The following is an 18249-nucleotide window of genomic DNA, read 5'->3' as shown; positions in this document are numbered from 1 at the left end:
CTACTCTTCTATCTCTTCGGTCTCTTCGAGTTGGTCCGCGAGGTAGACCGCGATGGGGACCGGTTCCTCCTCGACGAAGCGGGCAACCTCCCCGCCGTCGCGTTCGACGATGACGGTCGGTATCAACTCGATGCCGTACTCCTCGACTTTCGGCCCGGTCTTCGACCCGTCGTCGCGCTTCTCGACGGGGTAGTGATGAATTCGGTCCTCGGGCACGTCGGCGGCCTTTAGCGCCGCGCCGAAGTCCGGGAGCTGTGCTCGACAGTCCTTACACCAGTCGCCCCCCCAAACGTGGTACTCCAGTTCGTCCTTCTGCTTTCGAAGGGCGTCTACGGTGTCGTCGTAGGCGTCTTCGACCCACACCGGGTTCGGTTCGAGGGTTTCGAGTGTCCCGCTCTCGCTCATGTCACAGAATTACGGCGGCGAGTGGCTTGAATCTCCCGACTTCCGAACTTCGCCGAGACGAGAACGTAGTCGGTCGCGGAGGATGGTGCGATGACAGCGTTTGTCGTTTCCTTCGAAGCACACGAGAACGATAGATTCGTCATCAAGGACCCGCTCAGTGAGGGAATCGAGCGCTCGTTGTGCACTCTCGCTCTCGTCGAGATGCCGCCGATATCGGTCGGCGAAATCCGTCTCGTCCCACGCCGCGTTGTGCGCGCCTTCCTCGCAGAGGCCTTGCATCTTCAAGTCCTCAGTTCGCTGTTTCGTCTCGGTGAGGAGGTCGCTCGGCGGGCCGAGTTCGGGGACGTTCTCGTCGACCGCCGCGTGGAACCAGCCCGTGGGCTCGCGGACGACGCCGACCAGCGTCTCGTCGCCCGAGAGGTCGGCCAGACCGTGCTGCACGGCCGCGACGTAGGTCTCGCTGACGCTCGCGCTCATATCCGTGTGGTGGCACAGCCAGCGGAAAAGCCTGCCGGGACCCCCAACTCCCAGCGAGGATTCGTGGCTCCACTAGGGGTTTAACCGGGGACGGCGTAGCCCGCGTCAATGCACGAATCTCTGCACGACTCCATTCTCGGCGCGATCGGGTCGCCGCTGGTGTCGGTCACCGCGCCCGAGGGCGCGACGGTCGCGGCGAAAGTCGAGTCGTTCAATCCAGGCGGGTCCGCGAAGGACCGCCCGGCGACGTTCATGATAGAGCGCGCCGAGCGAGACGGCGACCTCGAATCCGGCGACACACTGGTCGAACCGACCAGTGGGAACACCGGTATCGGGATGGCGATGGTCGGCGCGGCGAAGGGATACGACGTCGTCCTCGTGATGCCCTCCTCGAAGTCCCCGGAGCGCCGCGAGATAATGCGGGCCTACGGAGCCGACATCGAGCTGGTCGACGGCGACATCTCCGCCGCGAAGGAGCGAGCCGACGAACTCACCGACGAGAGCGGCTACGTCCAGTTGCGGCAGTTCGAAAACTCGGCGAACCCGCAAGCCCACTACGAGACGACCGGTCCTGAAATTCTCGAACAGGTCGGCGACCGCACCGTCGACGCCCTCGTCGCCGGCGTCGGCACCGGCGGAACGATTACGGGCACCGGCCGTCGTCTCCGAGAGGAGTTTCCCGATGTCGACATCGTCGCGGTCGAACCCGCGAACAACGCCGTCCTCTCCGGGATGGAGCCCGGGACCGGCGAGGATAGCTTCCAAGGGATGGGACCGGGATTCGTCAGCGACAACCTCGACGTGGACCTACTGGACGACGTGACGACGGTCACGCTCGACGACGCCGAAGACGAATGCCGACGTCTCGCCCGCGAGGAAGGCATCCTCGTCGGGCAGTCCTCTGGCGCGTCGAACCTCGCCGCGCGTGAGAAAGCCGAGGAACTGTTGGACGCCGATGTCGAGAATCCGCTGGTCGTCACCGTCTACTGGGACAGCGGCGAGCGCTACATGTCCACCGGCATCTTCGACTGACGGCCGATCCAGTTACTCAAGCGGTCGCGCGTCGTCCTTGAATGCCTCGTAGCGGGCCTTCGCCCACTCGTTCATGGCGGCAGTGTCGTTGTTGACGACGCCGCGGACGCCGTCGTCGGTGTGGACGATGAGGCCGCTCACGGTCTCGTCGGGCTTCTCTGCGATCCAGACGATGTAGGGAATCTCTCGGTCTGTGACGTGAATGTCGAGGTTGTCGGCACCAGCGAACTGCTCGAAGGCGTCGGAGTACTCGGCGGAGAAAGCAGCTACCGCCTCCTCGGTCAACACTAGCTCCGTCTCGTCACCGTCTTCGACGAGTTCGCCGATCTCCTCGATGTAGTGCGGGAGGACCGCCGGACCGGTCCCGTAGAGCGTCGTCGCCCCGTCACCGAGCTCGGTCGCCGCTCGGAGGGGCGCTTGCGGTGCCGCCATCGACGACTCGACGACTTCCGCGTCGTCGAGTATCTCGGGGTCCACCTCGACATCTGCCGGCAGCTCCGCGAGCACCGGCTGTGCGCGGGAGAGCGCATCGAGACGAGAGAGGAACTGTTCGTAGGCGGCCAGCGCCTCGCTGCCCGCGAACGTCGCCACGTATCGGCTACCCGTGCGTTCGACGAACGAATGCTCGATAAGCGAGTCGATTGCACGGTCCACCGTCGAGCGCGAAGTGTCGAGTTCCTCGACGAGTTCCGGTTTCGAAAGCGGCGTCGAGAGTGCAGCGAGAACGTCACGTCGCTTCGCAACCACGTCGGCAGTGTCCGGAACTGAGACCATAGCAGATGATATGTCTGAACATTGAAAAGGGTTCATTCTAGAATCGGCACACTGGAGCCGGACGTTCACGCTCCGGGAATTTTCACGGAAGGTTGGTATATATTGAATTAGAACACTCAGTGTAGCTGTGGGCTTACCACTGCCCGGTGGTGAGTGTCCACTGGAGTGTCCACTTGGTCGCAAGACCGTGCCTCTGACAATGGGGGCACTCCCCATGCCTTTCGCGGATTCTACGCGCCGAACTCGGTCTCTGTAACACGGACGACCAGCGTCTCGTCGACTTCTTGCAGGTCGTACTCCGGAATCACGTCGCCAGTGCGGGTGAGCAACATCGGCTCAACCAGCCGCGGCGGCCGTTCCTGTGCTGGCGGTGTCGCCTCCTCGTCGTCCCCACCAGCCGCACTCTCGGTGGCGTCTTCGTCTGTCTCCGCTTCGACGACGCCGTACACCTTGAGGAACCGACCCGTCTCGCTGGGGGCAATCTCGTCGTCTCGGACCGCTGCCGCCAGCTCCCGCGAGAGCCACTCGGTCTCGCTGATGGAGGGCTCGCGGACGAACGCGGCGTCGACGAAACGGACGAGATACCAGTTCAGGTCGTTGAGCAGGGCGACGGCCGCTCCGAGACTCACCGTCTCCAGTCGCAGCGCGTTCTCGAATGGTTCCCGCAGGTCGTACGTCGCCAGCGCGTTCCGCGCGGTCTCGCGTGAGAGCAGTTCGTACTGGAGGTTCACGTCCTCGCTCCCGACGAGACAAACCTGCGTCATGGGTCGTCGGTGGCCCGCCCCGGAGATTTAGCTTTCGATAACGACGACTTCACGCTCGCTGGCACAGTCGCGAGCACGGTCGAACAGATCGTCGGGTTCGGCCGCCCGGAGCGCCGACAGCGACGCGTTGGTCTCCGGAAGTTCGGGCGCGACGCGGTTACACCCGGCGTCGATGGTCGAGTCCTCGAACGTGCCGATATCCCGCGCGAGGTCCGTTATCTCCGTCTTGTCGAGCGTGAGGTTCGGCCGGTGGACCGGCAGCGTCGCGACGGCGTCCGTGACTGCAAGGTTCGCTGCGGTCTGGCTCGATTTCTGGCCGATGGCCTCACCCGTAACGACACCGACGCACCCCTCGTCCTCGGCGACCGCTTCGGCGACGGCGAGCATGAACCGCCGCAGCGAGAGCATCCGACGGTCGCCCATCTCCGCAGCCAGCGCTGCGATTACCGACCCGGCGTCGACGACGTGGGCGTCCATCGGCTCCGTGGGGGCGTACGTGGCGAGCGTCTCGATAGTCGCCATCGCCCGCGCTCGGTGGTCCGGACCGCCGTAGTCGCCTAAAGCCACGTACACCGGAACCACCGGACAACCCCGTCGCATCAGTTTCCACGCGGCGACTGGTGAGTCGATGCCGCCACTTATCAGCGCGACGACGGGCCGTTGGGTGCCGAGTGGCATCCCACCGGGCCCTACCCGCTTCTCTCCGAAGACGTACGCTTCCTCGGCGCGACACTCGACGAACAGGCGAAACTCCGGGTCCTCTAAGTCTACCGTCGGCTCGTGACCCAGCGATTCGATGGCCGCCCACACCGCCGCGCCGCCGTCCGATTCGATGTCCGTACTGGCGAAGGGGTGGGCGTCCGCTGGACCGGCCCGCCGTGCGTCGACAGCGAAGGAACCGCCGTCGTAGTGGGCTTCGGTGGCCGCCGACAGCGCGTCTTCGATGGCATCGAGCGTCGGATCCACGACCACGGCTGGCGACGCCGAGACGACGCCAAAGGTGTCCGTTGCCGCGCTGGTGACACGCTCAGGATCGTCGGTGTGGACAAACAGTCGATTTCGCCGTTGTTCGACGGTCCCGTCGAGGCCGCGAGCGTCGAGCATCGCCCCCAAGTTCTCCGCCAGTCTGGTCTCCATCTTCCGGCGGACCTGCTCGCTCTTGACGCCCACCTCGCCGTGGCGAACGAGGACGACGTCGGCGTCGGGCGGGTGCATACCGCTCCTTGCCGAATGGCGGATAAATGGGTGTCGTTCGGGGCGTCTCGACGCTGGTCTATTGGATGAGACCGATCGCTCCGTTGCAGCTCACTGTCCCGTAGACATTCATCCACGGTCGGTCAGCAGAGCGTTTTCACAAATCGGCCGTCCGAAGTAACCACAGGAGAGTGAGAGCCACACTTTACACACATCACGAATAGGACAATGCTAGAAGTGAACCAACAGACAGTCACAGTACGGGGGGAGTCGGTGGAGCAGCTATCGGCGTCGCTGTACGACGAACTGCGCCGAACCGACGAGGGACAGAACGGGGAAACGATGCAGCTGGGAGGATCGCTGTACGGCGGTTCGAGTCAGGACGACGACACAGCTATACAGAGGTACGAGGGCGATGGATTCGAAGTTATCGTGGCCGAGCGGTACTATCTCCGGACGAACTCGGACCTACAGACGACGATTATTATCGAGCGAGAAGCCGCGGAGCGGGCGTCTGTGACTATCATCGCCGGCGGTGGCGCAACTGGACTGGGTCCGCTGAGCTGGGATTTGGGTTCGGAATCGACCGAGACTGAAGCAGTCATCTCCGTCCTTACAGACGTGTGTGACCGGCTGGGACTAGCGGTCGAGTGAGGAGCCGCGGATTCTCCATTGCCGTACCTGACCTCCTCTCTCAGCACACGTCTTTGTGGGAGCGTGCCTCTCTCTGAGAATTTTCACGAGGAACAGGCGACACCGCCTCTGGCCGTACGATGGCTACTCCGCCGTCCCATCGCTACCTCGCTCCTCGTCCGGCGGGTCCGGCCGCGTGGCGGAGACGACGTTCTGGATGTACCGCATCCCCGAGGCGATCGCCATCACGCTGTCCATCAGCGCCTGCTGTGTCGTCTCTTCGGGGTAGAGTCGATGCTCCATCTGTATCCTATCGGCGTCTCGGAACTCACAGGCATCGTCGTTCTCGTCGAGGAACGTGTAAAATCCCGGTGTCGTCGCGAGTATCGGGCCGATTCGGTCGAGCAGTTGTCCCCGAGCCTCGTCGTCCGCTAAGAGCCCTCTGGACCGTTCGGTGTCGAACGCACTGCGCCCGACCACTCTGATCGGCCCCTGTTCGTGTTCTTTTATCAGATGGATGGGGAGCCGGGAGAGCGTCACTTGGAGGTTGAACTCCGTCTCCTCCTCGTCCTCGGCCGTCACGCTCTGGATGGCAGTATCGTCGAGCCACCACCGAACCTGATCCGTGGTAACGTGTGTGGTCATGACCGGAGCTTCGATACGGGACCGAAAAAGCGGCCTGCCTGCAAGAGTCGCCGGCGAAGCGGTGTCCCGTCTGAGCGAGGTACAGAGAACTGGAACCGCCTTCGAAAGCGAGACGGCGGTGCTCGCTTCGAGTTCGAGAACGTGACCGAAGCGCAGTGCGTCGCCGAATAGCCGAGTGCATCCACTTGGCGCTGCCGCGGAGGTCTGTGGTGCGGTCGCGGAAACTGATACTGCACCGAACTCGCGGCGTCGCCGCGAGTTCGGCCTTTTTCGCCCACGTTTTTGCCAGGAGGGTTCCCGCAGCGCCGAAGGCGCGAGGAAACCCGACCGGGAAAAAGGTGGTCAGCCGAAGTTCTCGACTTTCGCCTCGTCGCTGTCGACACCGGCAGCTTCCAGTGCGGCCATCGCCTCGTCTAAGAAGTCCGCGAAGCCGTAGACGAACACCTGACCGCCGTCGTCGGTGGCCTCGGCGACGGCGTCGGCCAGGTCGGCCTCGTCGGAGAGTACAGTGACGGACACACCGTCCGCTTCGAGGGCGTCCAGTCGCTCCTCGTGGATGGGGTCGTCGTCCTGATAGACGAGGGCGGCATCGTTTCCGTCCTGAAGCGCGCGCTCGGCGATGCCGATGGCGGGACCGATGCCCGGGCCGCCGGCCAGGAGGACCGCGCGCGATTCGCCCTCGTAGTAGTCCGATCCAAAGGGGCCGGAGACGCGGACTTCGTCTCCGGCTTCGAGGTCGGCGAGGTGGGGCGCGACGTCGCCGTCGGGGTCGATACCAATGGTGATCTCGAACTCGTCGGCCACGTCGGGCGAGGAGATCGTGTAGAAGCGCGACTCGTCCTCGCCGTCGACTGAGAGCGTGAGCTTGACGAACTGACCCGGTTGGGCGTCGAACTCGGCGGGCGTCTCGATGTCGATGGCGACGGAGTCTGGACCCACCGACCGGACGGCGACGACAGAAAGTGAACGTTCGTCCATATTGACCACGTCGGCTGGCGCCGCCAAGGGAATTTCGATTGATTCTCCCGCCTGGTGGACATATTTATTCAATTCCGAGTATCCCGCGCGCGGGCGCACACAGAAGCCTTTTCTTCCCCCACTTGCTACCTCTGCGATAGTATGCCAGAGGACCTCAATTGGGCCATCGGTGGGGAAGCCGGCGATGGCATCGACTCTACCGGGAAGATCTTCGCGCAGGCGCTCTCCCGGGCGGGTCGGCACGTTTTCACCTCCAAAGACTTTGCCTCCAGAATCCGTGGCGGTTACACCGCCTACAAAGTTCGAACGTCGGTCGACCGCGTCGAGAGCGTCGTCGACCGGCTGGACATCCTCATCGCGCTGACCGAGCGCACCATCCACGAGAACGAGGACGAACTCCACGACGACTCGGTCGTCATCTACGACGGCGAGCGCTCGACGATGCAGGACGTCGAGGTGCCCGGCGACGCCATCGCCCTGGAAGTCCCCCTGAAACGACTCGCCGAGGACGCCGGGGGAGCCATCATGCTCAACGTCGTCGCGCTCGGCGCGGCGTGTGAAGTGACCAACTTCCCCATCGAGAACTTAGACGAGAGCCTCCAGAAGCGCTTCGGCGACAAGGGCGAGGCCATCGTCGAGAACAACAAGGAAGCCGCCCGGATGGGCCAGGAGTACGTCCAAGAGGAGTACGACCACGACTTCGGCTACGACGTCGAGACGACCGACGAGGACTACGTCCTCCTCAACGGCGACGAGGCCATCGGCATGGGCGCGATCGCCGCCGGCTGTCGGTTCTACGCCGGCTACCCCATCACACCCGCCACAGACGTGATGGAGTACTTGACCGGCCGCATCGACCAGTTCGGCGGGAAAGTCGTCCAAGCGGAGGACGAACTCTCGGCGATCAACATGGCGCTGGGCGCGGCCCGCGCGGGCGCTCGGTCGATGACCGCCACGTCGGGTCCGGGTATCGACCTGATGACCGAGACGTTCGGGCTGGTGGCGACCAGCGAGACGCCGCTGGTCATCTGTGACGTGATGCGTTCGGGTCCCTCGACGGGGATGCCGACCAAACAGGAACAGGGCGACCTCAACATGACGCTGTACGGCGGCCACGGCGAGATTCCGCGCTTCGTCGTCGCGCCGACCACGATTTCGGAGTGCTTCTGGAAGACCGTCGAGGCGTTCAACTTAGCCGAGAAGTACCAGACACCGGTGTTCCTGGTCTCGGACCTCGCGCTCGCGGTCACCGAACAGACGTTCTCTCCGGAGACGTTCGACATGGACGAAGTAGAGGTCGACCGCGGCAACGTCGTCGACGAGGAGGACATCGACGCGTACCTAGACGAGCAGGGCCGGTTCCAAGCGCACTTCGCGGCCGCCGACGGTATCTCGCCGCGAGCGTTCCCCGGCACCGCCGACGGCGCGCACATGACGACCGGGCTGGAACACGACGAACTCGGCCGCCGGACCGAAGACACCGACGTCCGTATCGAGCAGGTCGACAAGCGCCAGCGGAAAGTCGAAACCGCCCGCGAGCAAGAGAACTTCGACTACCGCGAGTACGGCAACGCCGACGCCGACACGCTAGTCATCTCGTGGGGGTCGAACGAGGGCGCGATGCGCGAGGGACTCTCCTTCCTCGAAGAGGAGGGCTACGACATCCGCTTCATCTCGGTGCCGTACATCTTCCCGCGTCCGGACCTGACCGAGGAAGTCGAGGCGGCCGAGGACGTCATCGTCGTCGAATGTAACGCGACGGGGCAACTCGCCGACGTCATCGAACACGATGTCCTCGAACGCGTCCAGCGGGTCAACAAGTACAACGGCGTCCGCTTCAAGGCCGACGAACTGGCAACGGAGATCAAGGAAACGCTTGGCGACGACGAGAGCACACAGGAGGTCGAAGCAGAATGAGTTCAGACATTCGATTCACGGATTTCAAATCCGACAAGCAACCGACGTGGTGTCCCGGCTGCGGTGACTTCGGGACGATGAACGGCATGATGAAAGCGCTGGCCGAGACGGGCAACTCCCCCGACGACACGTTCGTCGTCGCGGGCATCGGCTGTTCCGGGAAGATCGGGACGTACATGCACAGCTACGCGCTGCACGGCGTCCACGGCCGCGCCCTGCCGGTCGGCATCGGCGTGAAGATGGCGAACCCGGACCTCGAAGTGATGGTCGCAGGTGGGGACGGCGACGGCTACTCCATCGGTGCCGGCCACTTCATCCACGCCGTGCGCCGGAACGTGGACATGACCTACGTCGTCATGGACAACCGCATCTACGGCCTGACGAAGGGGCAGGCCTCGCCGACCTCGCGCGAGGACTTCGAGACATCGACTTCGCCCGACGGCCCGAACCAGCCCCCGGTGAACCCGAAGGCGCTGGCGCTCTCTGCCGGTGCGACGTTCATCGCACAGTCGTTCTCCTCGAACTCCCAGCGCCACGCCGAAATCGTCCAGAAAGCCATCGAGCACGACGGCTTCGGCTTCGTCAACGTCTACTCGCCCTGTGTGACGTTCAACGACGTGGACACCTACGACTACTTCCGGGACTCCATCGTGGACTTAGACGAGACGGACCACGACTCGACGGACCGTGATCAGGCTAAGGACAAGATTCTCGAGAGCGACAAGGAGTACATGGGCGTTCTCTATCAGGACGAAGAGTCCGTCGGCTTCGAGGAGCGCGAGGGTGTCGAGGGGTCGATGGCCGAGATCCCCGACGGCGCACCCGAGGGCGCGATGGACCTCGTCCGCGAGTTCTACTGAGGCTGCGACGCGGCATCGACCAAACCCGGTTCGACGCGCGATTTTCGGACTGCGACGGGTGGTACCCTGGCACCTGCAAGCCTGTTGCTTAGACAAGTAGCGAAGAAAGTTCGAGGTATGCGACTTGCCAATTTGCACCACCCAGGGGCGTCGTGGACAGCTACCGATCCCGTCGTCTCGGCCCGGACTGGGTGACGAGGGTGGCGCTACTCGACCTCTCGGGCAGTACGTGGCTCGACTTCGCGGTGAATCTCATTCCGCTGTGTATCATCGTCGGGGTCGTAGTGCTGCTCTCGCCGCTGGTTTCGTGGGAGTGGAGCCACTGGCTCGTGTTCTGGGAGCGGTTCCTGACGGTGTTCGCCGTCGTCCTGTTGCTTCTGGTGGTCGCCGTGGGAAGTCGGGTCTTCTTCCGTGCCAACGATCCATCCACGGAGGAGCGGTGACGGGTCCTCGTTAGTGGGCTCGCAAGCCCGGGACCTGCGCGTCCTCCGCGACTTTGCCGGGTCTCGCCCAATCCGTCTCAGTGGTGACCGGGCAACACACTCGGGTCGCCAGAGCGATAGATGTACTCGACGGCGATGCCGGTCAGTGGCGAGTCGGCGGCCGTGGCGGACTCCTTTGCGAGGTCGAGATACTGTTCGGTGACATCGACGACGCGGTTGTACGCCGCCCGGTCGTCGGGCGCGAGGAGGTACTCCGCGGTGACCGGCGTCAACTGTCCCTCGGTGCGGTCGGCGGCGTAGTCGTCTACGTCGTCAAGCCACACCTGTGCGCCGATGATGGCCAGCACGATGGACTTAGCGAACTCGTCGTCGATGGCCAGTCCCGCGAGCCGATAGAGGTCGAGCATACCGTCGTAGAGGACGCCGACACGGGCGTACTGGGTCTTACTGTAGGGGAGCTCCTTCTCGGAGGCAGTGAAGGTTGCCGGTTCCTCCTCGTAGTCGGCAAACTTGTACTCCCCGCGGATGGCGTCTACGGCGTCTTCGTCGCCGTCTTCGGCTCGCGACATCAGCTCGCGGAAGTGGTCGTCGCGCTCTTGATGGGCTTCGGAGTAATCGACCGCCCACTGGTAGGCGTCGGCGACGACCGACGGCATCTCGTCTAACAAGCCATCGAGGTGAGACTGGAGTGCGGCCTGTGCCGTCTCGGCGACGCGCCGGGGGTCGGCGTCGATATCCGTCTCGAAGTCCTCGAACTCGTCGTCGTTGATGGCGTCGCGCATATCGCCGTCGATAAGCGCTTCGATGGAGAGGCGAGTCATCTGCTCGGCGCGGACGACCCGCTCTCGGGGGGAGAGGTCCGGTACGTCGCCGCCGAGCGCTCCGGTTTCGACCGGCGGGACGCCCGTGGCGATGTCGTCTGTCACGGGGTCCTCGGCAGCGTCCTTGCGGGCGTCCCGGTAGACGTACCCGAGCGTCAGCGTCGCCGGCAGGATGAGCTTCGTATCGTAGCTAAAGGACACCGGGCGGCCGAACTCGGCTTGGAGTGCCGCCTCGACGCGCTCGTAGACGTCCGCGACCATCCGGTCGGTCCGGTCGTCGATCGTGGATTTGAGCGAGAGGCTACTGTAGTCGAAGACGCCGGTGTCGGCGTAGTACCCGAGCACCGACCGGAGCGCCGTCGGGAGTCTGTGGCTATCTGCGAGTGCGCCAGCGCCTGTCTTGAGAACCATCTGTGTCTCCCCGCGTGGCAACTGCTGTGACTGGCGGCTTCTTTACCCTTTCGAGAGGCAGTTCCGAGCCCGGGGCTGAGAAAGCAAGACTGATAACCGAGACGGGAAATCCACAACCATGCGCGACCGCTTTGACGTGGTGATAGCCGGGGCCGGTCCAGCGGGGGGACAGTGTGCCCGCGACCTGGCCGAGCGGAACTACGACGTGCTGGTACTGGAGACGGAGTCGGAAGCGGAGTTCCCGCGTCAGAGCAACAAGTCCACCGCCGGGACCTTCCCCTCTGCGATGACCGCATTCGCGATCCCGGACGACGTCGTGATGAACTACACGGACGACGTCGTTCTCGAATCGCCGAACAACCACTACGTCCGAGAACAGACCGGGGCGGTACTGGAGTTCGCTGAGTTCAAGCGGTTCCTCGTCCGTGACAGCCGAGAGAAGGGCGCGACCTACCGCTTCGACGCCCGCGTCTCCGGGCCGATCATGGAAGACGGCGAGATCGTCGGGGTTCGCTACGACGGCGACGAGGAGGTGTACGCAGACATCGTCATCGACGCGACCGGCCCCGCTGCGCCGCTGGCGAAGGAACTCGGCGTGACCGGCCTCAAACGGGAACGTCAGGCCATCGGGATCGAGTACGAGTTCGAGAACGTCGACGTGAACCACCCCGAGTACGCCGACCTGCGGGACTCGATGATGCTCCGACTCGACCACGACCTCGCGCCCGGCGGCTACTCGTGGATCTTCCATACCGGCGGGGACACGGCGAAGGTCGGTCTCTGTTACATCCAGAACGAATCGCACAACGAGTACGCCAAGGAGGGGATGGGCATCGACGGCTATCTGGACTACTGGCTGGAGTCGGACCCGCGTTTCAAGAACGCCGAGCGAATCGAAGGCACGCAGGCTCACCGCGGATCGGCACACATCCAGCCGCCCAAGTCGATGAGCACGGACAACTTCATGGCCATCGGCGACACTGTCCCCTCTATCGACCCGCTGTGGGGCGAGGGCATCCACAAGGGCATGAAATCTGCCCGCGCCGCCGCCGCGACGGTGGACGCGGCGCTCACCCCCGAAGAGCCACAGACGGACGCGAAGTCGCTTGCGGTGTACGACCGCCTGTGGCACAGCGACGTCGCGCCCAAGCAGAGCGCCCGCCTGATGATGACCGAGATACTGTATCTCGCCCCGAACGAGCGCTACGACCAGTTGATGGCCGACTTACAGGGCACGACAGAGGACACGCTCACGCAGATAAACAGCGGCGACCGGCGCGCCATCGCCAAACTCGCTCACCTCTCGGACATCCCGATGCTGGCGAAGTACGCCCGTCGCCGTCTCCTCGAGTAGCGCGTCTGCCCGAAAGCGACGACGGCGGTGCGGCAAGTTTTTCTCCGGCCGGCCGGATTCTCCGACAATGAGCGACAGCGTGGGCGTCCTCGGTGACGAGGCGGTCGCCGAGCGGCTGCGAGAGCACGGCGTCTCCGTCGTGACGGGCCGGGTCGGCGACGTGCCACCGACCGACCGGCTCGTCGCCGTCGGGCAGGCGGCGGTGAGCGCCGTCGCCGCCGCTGACACCGACCCGCTCGTTCTCCCGGTTGAGGCCGGCCGGGGTGTTCGCTCGGTCGCCCGCAACGAGGTCACAGCGGCCGTCGCCGCTCTAACAGACGCCGCCGTCGAACGCCACCCCGTGTTGTCGGTCTCCGCCGCGGGGTCGCCGGTGGGAACGGCTCTCTTCGACGTAACACTCGTCGCCGCTGAGGCCGCCCGCATCTCTGAGTACACGGTCACGACGCCGACCGACGCCGTCGGGCAGTTCCGCGCCGACGGTATCACGGTGGCGACGGCGGCCGGGTCGCCGGGATACGCCCGCCGGATCGGCGGCCCGATTCTCGCCCCGACAGACACAGTCGGCGTCGCGGCACCCATCGCACCGTTCGCGACGAACCCCGACCACTGGGTGCTCCCGCTCTCCGGTCTCTCGCTTTCAGTCGAACGTGACGAGGCGACCGTCGCGCTGTTCGTCGACGGTGACCCCGAGGGGACTGTCGCTTGCGAGGAGTCGGTAACGCTCTCCCAGACCGGCACACTTCGGGTCGCCGTCGTCCCAGAGAGTCGGTCACGGTTCGGCTGACGGGGATCGACCCCTCTCTGGGGCCGCGAAGATTGGAAAGACACTAATGGGCGTCGGACACAGTTCCGCGTATGCAGCCATCCGCACCCCTCTTCGGGCCACTGGACGCCATCATGGGGAGTACCGGTCCCGGCGGGGCGCTCGTCATCGAGTACGTCCTGCTCGTGCTGGTGGTGGCCAACTTCGGAACGCGCTTGTTGGCTCACCGGCAATACACCTCGGAGTACGACGACGAGGGCGCCGAAGGCATCGGACGCTACCCGATACACGAAGCCAGTAATGTTCTATTGGTCCTGACGTCGTTTTACTACACGACGATCGCCCAGCACGGAGGTATCGTCATGTCGGTGCTCGTCCTCGGACTGGTCATCACCGACTTCTTCGAGTTCGAGTCCCGCCTCGTCGAAGCGCGCAGGGACATCCGCCTCGAACGACCGAAGGGCGCAATAGTCGCCGCGCTCGTCCTCTTCATGTACGCCGCCTACCAGAGCGTGTTCTGGATCATCAAAGGCCCCTGGTCGGCAATTATCTGAACACCTCACTCGCATTTCCGCCGCCGCCGTTCGTCCGAAGCGTCGCTGCTGCCGTCCTGCTGTCGCTGATGACTGTCACTCTCGGTCGATAGCGTACTCTCGGGAATAGCACAGGCAGTCGATAGCTACCGCTCGCAGTCACGAACGCAGAAGGGAGAAGGACCGCTCAGGCCGACCGTTCGTGCATGTACGCACGGGCGTTACTGATCAACGGCAGAATGACCCAGAAGGTCAGCGCGCCGATGACGGCGAACCAGAAGAAGACCTCCATCAGCCCCAGCGCCATGGTGTCGAACACCGTCGGCTCTTCGATGGTCACTTCGCCGGTGAGCTGTGCCCCTTCGAAGCTCGGCGTTCGATACCAGCCAGCGATAGTCATCCAGCCGAGGCCGCCGACCATGAGGCAACCGAACCCCTTGATGAACTCATCAGCCATTATCGGAAGGTTCGTCAGCGTCGTCTTTAGACTTTCCCATCTCCGCGGTGCGAAAGCGAGTCGAAAACGCGTACACCACGGTGCCCGCCAGGATGAGCCCGATACCGCCGATGGCTATCGGCACGTCTATCTCCGAGGCAGGTGCCGAGGCCCGGTCGGTCGCCACGTCGACGAGGATGAACCCGCCGACGACACAGCCGACGGCGATGAGCGTCGAGAACACCGTCACGGTCTTGTAGACGCGCAGCGGGACGACCACGTCGCGACGGTCGTTGCCGCCGTCGGTGGTCGCGCCCGACTGGTCTTCGGTCATCGTCGGTCGTACGGGCGCGAGCTACTTTACTGCGGCGAGAGACGCGGACAGCGTCGCGACGAAACCCGTCTCTCCCAGGAAGAAAACGGGTCTCCGCCAAAACGAGTCTCGATACCCTACTCCTCGTCGGCCGCGTTCCGCAACTGCTCGATCGCGGGCTCTAACCGGCGCACCACCGCATCGGCGTCCGTATAGCCTCGTTCGTACTCCTCGTAGGCCGTATCGGCTTCCGAGAGAAACGTCTCCACTGCGTCCGTCAGCGAGTCGGCGTCGTCGGTATCAGCCATACGTCGATACTCGGTCGTCGGCGTGGAAAAGCTTCCTCATACGGCCGGTCGGCCATCACTGGGTCACGTCGTAGTCCACGCTGGCGTCCCGAAGCGCGTCGGTGACGCGACCGGCGGTATCCTGCGTGGCGACGACGACGGCGTCGAGTCCTCGCGCGGCGGCGTCGGCCGCCACCTCGCCCGCCGCGAAGTACGTCGTCGGTTCGATGCCGGCGTCTCGGAGCGCGACGACCGCCTCGACGCCAGCGGCGGTGACGATAGACGCCCCCTCACAGGCCGCCGCGATGTCCGCCGGCTCCTCGACGGACCCCGAACGAACCGGCGGGACCTGGACGACGCTGACGTGGCCGGGGTCGAGTGCGATGACGCCCTCGAACCCAGTGACGCCGACGACCGACCCCGCCTCGGCGCTGGTCGTCGTCACGCCCGTCGCACCGCCGCTGTCGCCGGGCGTCGCGTGGAGGAGTCCTTCGGAAACCGACAGCGACACCGTCTCGCCCTCCTCGACATCGGCCTCGGCGATGGCGGCGTCCTCCTGAACGTTTCCCAGTACGTCGTCGGTGACGTGGTCGACAAACCGGCGCACGTCAGAGGCGGACTGGAACACCCAGTCGACGCCCTCTTTGGTGACGCGGTAGCGCGAGCGCCCCTCCTTCTCGACGAGGTCTTCGTCCACCAACTCACGGATATACTCGCTGACGGCCTGACTCGTCACGCCGACGGCCTCGGCGATTTCACCCTGACTGACCGCCGGTTGGCGCTCCGCGATCTCGACGAGGATGCGAAACCGCGTCGCAGCACGCTTGTTCTCGAGGACGTCGACCATACAGGCCCCTCGGGAGTCCCCCGGTAAAAATACCACCGTCCCGGGTGCGTCACGGCTTTGTGCCCGTAGCGCCGACGAGAAGGCGATGGGCCTGACCTACGACGACCGGGCGCTGGTACTCGACGACGTCCTCGTAGCCGCGGACCTCCACGTCGGCCGCGGCACCGGCGGGAACCTCGCGTTTCCGGTCGGGTCGAACGCCGACTTAGTCGAGCGGTTCCGAGCGCTGACCGAACGTCACGACCCGCGCGAAGTCGTCGTCGCCGGAGACCTGCTCCACTCCTTTCAGACCGTTCCGCGAACCGTCGAGGACACCGTCGCGGGGCTGAGAGCCGCCTGCCGAGAGGCAGGGGCTCGTCTCGTCGTTACGCCGGGCAACCACGACACGATGCTCGATTCGGTCTGGGACGGCCCGACCGAGCGGGAGTACCGTCTCGGCGACACCGTCGTCTGTCACGGCCACGAGACGCCCGAGAGCGAGGCCGAGCGGTACGTCGTCGGTCACGACCATCCGACCATCGAGATAGAGGGTCAGCGCCGCCCCTGCTATCTCGTCGGTCCCGAACAGTACCGTGACAGCGACGTGGTGATGCTCCCCTCGTTCAACAAACTCAACGCGGGCGTCGTCGTCAACCGGATGTCGGCGGCGGACTTCCAGTCCCCGTGTCTCACCGACGCCGACACACTCGAACCCGTCGTCTGGGACGAGAGCCAGCGTGAGACGCTGTCGTTCCCGTCGCTCGGAGAGTTTCGGCGGATGCTGTAAGTGTGGGTATCGACAGCCGGGCGGCCCTCGAATCGGGGTGGTGACAGGCTGAACCGCGAAGAAGAGCGGTAGGTATTTGGCCTATCGCAGTGGAAACGCCGATATGGTTCAGACAGGTGCCGCACTCGCGCTTATCGCGATTACGCTACTGGTGGGAACCGCGTTGTACTTCGCGACGATCAAGTACGTCTCCGAAGTCCTCTACGAGGACGTAGACCACGACGACGAGGGAAACGCGAGTAGCGGCGGCCGGACCGCGTAGGCCGTCGCTCTCCTTCTATCCGAGTAACTCGGCGGCGATTTTCCCGCTCTCCAACGCGCCCTGTATCGAGGACCAGCGGGTGTAATCGCCGGCGAGTGCCACCGGTCCCGTCGGCGCGTCCGGGTCGGGAAGCTGCCGTCGGAACCCCGGCGGTTGGGCGAACTGTGAGAACGGTACGCGGTCGGTTCGTAGGAGGCGGAGGTCGTCGAACCCCGCCGCCGGATACCACGACCCCAGCGCCTCGCGGACGGCGGCCGCCAGCGTCTCGTCGTCGTCATCGGGCGTCCCCAGAACGGTCGCGCTGTACAGTTCCATCCCCTCGGGGGCGTACTCCGGTGCGACGGTCGACATCGGCGCGATGGTGTTGGGCCGCTCGCTCGCGGCGTTGAGGACGATTCGCTTGCCCATGCTCGGGGCCTTGCTGGTCGGCAGCGAGAAATACTGGGTGACACAGCCGAGCGCGTCGGTTGGAATCGTGTCGACATTGGTCAGTTCGGCGGCGGTCTTCGGGTCGGTCGCCACGACCGCGCCGTCTGCCGTCACCGTCTCTGAACCGACCGTGACGCGCACCTCGTCGCTGCCCGCATCGCTCTGAACACCAGTGACCGCTCGGCCCGTCTCGATGGTCGCGCCCGCCGCGATGGCCGCGTCAGCTAACTGCTCGGGCATCGCCTGCATCCCGTCGGCGGGGACGAATATCTCGCCCTCGCTCAGCATCTTGTATGTGTACTCGAAGACGGCACTGTCGGTGCCGAGCGAGCGGTCGAGCGTGATACCGCCGTAGAACGGCGCGGCGAAGCGCTTGATGAACCGCTGTGAGAACCCCTTCGCATCGAGGTACTCGGCGATGGTCGACCCGCCGCCGTCGAGAATCGACTCGTGGTCTCTCCCGGCGAGTTCCCGCTGGAGCGTGAACAGCCGCAGTTTGTCGCTCGTCCGCACGTCCCGATTGAACAGCGTCTGCGGGGCCGCCGTCGGATTCCGAAGCGGGTCCGACAGCACCGACCGGTGGTGCGGGCGGGCGATGGTCGCGCCGGGCGTGAACGGACGCGGCGAGAGCGCCTCCACGTCGAGTTCGCGCTGCACCGCGGGATACGCCGAAAAGATGACCTGAAACCCCCGGTCGAACGTGTAGCCGTCCTCGTGAGCGGTGCGAACCCGGCCGCCGACCTCGGTTCGCGTTTCGAAGACCGTCACGTCCTGTCCCGATTCGGCGAGGTGGCGGGCCGCGACAAGTCCGGCGAGTCCGGCGCCCGCGACGACGACGTCTGTCATGCGCGTGGCTTCGGGCGCGTCCGCAAAGAGGGTGCTGGACCGCGACCGAGTGACACTTG

At 64.8% G+C, this 18249-nt stretch carries 23 protein-coding genes; 10 read left to right on the top strand and 13 right to left on the bottom strand.

Translation table 11 applies throughout. The features are described from left to right. Positions 1–405, bottom strand: coding sequence for a thioredoxin family protein (locus E4S61_RS03810; RefSeq protein WP_135302571.1), 405 nt, complete (start codon positions 403–405; stop codon positions 1–3). Positions 406–414: 9 nt separating this feature from the next. Next, positions 415–882: a DUF488 domain-containing protein gene (locus E4S61_RS03805; RefSeq protein WP_135302570.1), complete on the bottom strand. Its 468-nt coding sequence runs from the start codon at positions 880–882 to the stop codon at positions 415–417. Between the two features lie 120 nt (positions 883–1002). On the opposite strand from E4S61_RS03805, the gene E4S61_RS03800 reads away from it, so the two are divergent. After that, the gene (locus E4S61_RS03800; protein WP_135303273.1) at positions 1003–1914 is read left to right on the top strand and encodes a PLP-dependent cysteine synthase family protein; all 912 of its coding nucleotides are present in this window, start codon (positions 1003–1005) and stop codon (positions 1912–1914) included. Positions 1915–1926: 12 nt separating this feature from the next. On the opposite strand, the gene E4S61_RS03795 is transcribed toward E4S61_RS03800, so the two are convergent. The 3 genes from E4S61_RS03795 to E4S61_RS03785 all read right to left on the bottom strand — a co-directional run bounded on the left by E4S61_RS03795 (position 1927) and on the right by E4S61_RS03785 (position 4667). Continuing rightward, positions 1927–2688, bottom strand: coding sequence for a helix-turn-helix transcriptional regulator (locus tag E4S61_RS03795; protein ID WP_135302569.1), 762 nt, complete (start codon positions 2686–2688; stop codon positions 1927–1929). Between the two features lie 230 nt (positions 2689–2918). Further along, on the bottom strand, positions 2919–3452 hold the full coding sequence (locus E4S61_RS03790) for a DUF5804 family protein (protein WP_135302568.1): 534 nt from the start codon (positions 3450–3452) through the stop codon (positions 2919–2921). A gap of 27 nt (positions 3453–3479) precedes the next feature. Next, complete coding sequence (locus E4S61_RS03785) at positions 3480–4667, bottom strand: tRNA sulfurtransferase (RefSeq protein WP_135302567.1); 1188 nt, start codon at positions 4665–4667, stop codon at positions 3480–3482. Between the two features lie 216 nt (positions 4668–4883). Between E4S61_RS03785 and E4S61_RS03780 the strand changes: the two genes are divergently transcribed. Further along, positions 4884–5300 carry a hypothetical protein gene (locus tag E4S61_RS03780; RefSeq protein WP_135302566.1) on the top strand — a complete coding sequence of 139 codons (417 nt, stop codon included), beginning with the start codon at positions 4884–4886 and terminating at the stop codon, positions 5298–5300. A 123-nt stretch (positions 5301–5423) separates the two neighbouring features. Here E4S61_RS03780 and E4S61_RS03775 read toward each other — a convergent pair whose 3' ends face one another. Next, complete coding sequence (locus E4S61_RS03775) at positions 5424–5924, bottom strand: hypothetical protein (protein ID WP_135302565.1); 501 nt, start codon at positions 5922–5924, stop codon at positions 5424–5426. Between the two features lie 342 nt (positions 5925–6266). After that, on the bottom strand, positions 6267–6902 hold the full coding sequence (locus E4S61_RS03770) for an FAD-dependent oxidoreductase (protein WP_135302564.1): 636 nt from the start codon (positions 6900–6902) through the stop codon (positions 6267–6269). Between the two features lie 141 nt (positions 6903–7043). On the opposite strand from E4S61_RS03770, the gene E4S61_RS03765 reads away from it, so the two are divergent. From E4S61_RS03765 to E4S61_RS03755, 3 genes are all read left to right on the top strand, one after another. Continuing rightward, positions 7044–8819: a 2-oxoacid:acceptor oxidoreductase subunit alpha gene (locus tag E4S61_RS03765; protein ID WP_135302563.1), complete on the top strand. Its 1776-nt coding sequence runs from the start codon at positions 7044–7046 to the stop codon at positions 8817–8819. Further along, on the top strand, positions 8816–9679 hold the full coding sequence (locus E4S61_RS03760) for a 2-oxoacid:ferredoxin oxidoreductase subunit beta (RefSeq protein WP_135302562.1): 864 nt from the start codon (positions 8816–8818) through the stop codon (positions 9677–9679). Before E4S61_RS03765 ends, E4S61_RS03760 begins: the two co-directional genes overlap by 4 nt. Before the next feature lie 152 nt (positions 9680–9831). Next, positions 9832–10122 carry a DUF6684 family protein gene (locus E4S61_RS03755; protein ID WP_135302561.1) on the top strand — a complete coding sequence of 97 codons (291 nt, stop codon included), beginning with the start codon at positions 9832–9834 and terminating at the stop codon, positions 10120–10122. Positions 10123–10199: 77 nt separating this feature from the next. Here the strand turns inward: E4S61_RS03755 and E4S61_RS03750 are convergent, their stop codons facing one another. Further along, on the bottom strand, positions 10200–11354 hold the full coding sequence (locus E4S61_RS03750; RefSeq protein ID WP_135302560.1) for a hypothetical protein: 1155 nt from the start codon (positions 11352–11354) through the stop codon (positions 10200–10202). 118 nt (positions 11355–11472) lie between these two features. On the opposite strand from E4S61_RS03750, the gene E4S61_RS03745 reads away from it, so the two are divergent. From E4S61_RS03745 to E4S61_RS03735, 3 genes are all read left to right on the top strand, one after another. Further along, complete coding sequence (locus E4S61_RS03745) at positions 11473–12708, top strand: digeranylgeranylglycerophospholipid reductase (RefSeq protein WP_135302559.1); 1236 nt, start codon at positions 11473–11475, stop codon at positions 12706–12708. Positions 12709–12775: 67 nt separating this feature from the next. Continuing rightward, positions 12776–13492, top strand: a complete 717-nt coding sequence (locus E4S61_RS03740) for a diacylglycerol kinase catalytic domain-containing protein (RefSeq protein ID WP_135302558.1) — start codon at positions 12776–12778, stop codon at positions 13490–13492. 71 nt (positions 13493–13563) lie between these two features. Continuing rightward, entirely contained in the window at positions 13564–14025 is a 462-nt protein-coding gene (locus E4S61_RS03735; protein WP_135302557.1) for a DUF7313 family protein, read from the top strand. A 166-nt stretch (positions 14026–14191) separates the two neighbouring features. Here the strand turns inward: E4S61_RS03735 and E4S61_RS03730 are convergent, their stop codons facing one another. The 4 genes from E4S61_RS03730 to E4S61_RS03720 all read right to left on the bottom strand — a co-directional run bounded on the left by E4S61_RS03730 (position 14192) and on the right by E4S61_RS03720 (position 15887). Continuing rightward, positions 14192–14461 (bottom strand): DUF7314 family protein, encoded by a 270-nt coding sequence (locus tag E4S61_RS03730; protein ID WP_135302556.1) that lies wholly within the window; start codon positions 14459–14461, stop codon positions 14192–14194. Beyond that, complete coding sequence (locus E4S61_RS03725; RefSeq protein WP_135302555.1) at positions 14454–14774, bottom strand: DUF7315 family membrane protein; 321 nt, start codon at positions 14772–14774, stop codon at positions 14454–14456. The genes E4S61_RS03730 and E4S61_RS03725 overlap by 8 nt, the downstream gene beginning before the upstream one ends. Before the next feature lie 116 nt (positions 14775–14890). After that, entirely contained in the window at positions 14891–15061 is a 171-nt protein-coding gene (locus E4S61_RS25200) for a hypothetical protein (RefSeq protein WP_167768400.1), read from the bottom strand. A 55-nt stretch (positions 15062–15116) separates the two neighbouring features. Further along, a complete protein-coding gene (locus E4S61_RS03720) occupies positions 15117–15887 on the bottom strand; it encodes a DUF7839 domain-containing protein (RefSeq protein ID WP_135302554.1) in 771 nt (256 codons plus the stop codon). An 85-nt stretch (positions 15888–15972) separates the two neighbouring features. Between E4S61_RS03720 and E4S61_RS03715 the strand changes: the two genes are divergently transcribed. Then, positions 15973–16653, top strand: coding sequence for a metallophosphoesterase (locus tag E4S61_RS03715; RefSeq protein ID WP_135302553.1), 681 nt, complete (start codon positions 15973–15975; stop codon positions 16651–16653). A 103-nt stretch (positions 16654–16756) separates the two neighbouring features. After that, on the top strand, positions 16757–16915 hold the full coding sequence (locus E4S61_RS25195) for a hypothetical protein (protein WP_167768399.1): 159 nt from the start codon (positions 16757–16759) through the stop codon (positions 16913–16915). Positions 16916–16930: 15 nt separating this feature from the next. Here the strand turns inward: E4S61_RS25195 and E4S61_RS03710 are convergent, their stop codons facing one another. Further along, positions 16931–18190 carry an NAD(P)/FAD-dependent oxidoreductase gene (locus tag E4S61_RS03710; RefSeq protein ID WP_135302552.1) on the bottom strand — a complete coding sequence of 420 codons (1260 nt, stop codon included), beginning with the start codon at positions 18188–18190 and terminating at the stop codon, positions 16931–16933. Between the last annotated feature and the right edge of the window lie 59 nt (positions 18191–18249).

This window comes from Haloarcula amylovorans (assembly GCF_004681185.1).
GTDB lineage: Archaea > Halobacteriota > Halobacteria > Halobacteriales > Haloarculaceae > Haloarcula > Haloarcula amylovorans.
Note: the sequence above shows the minus strand (reverse complement) of the source record. Positions and strands in the feature narration are given on the sequence as shown.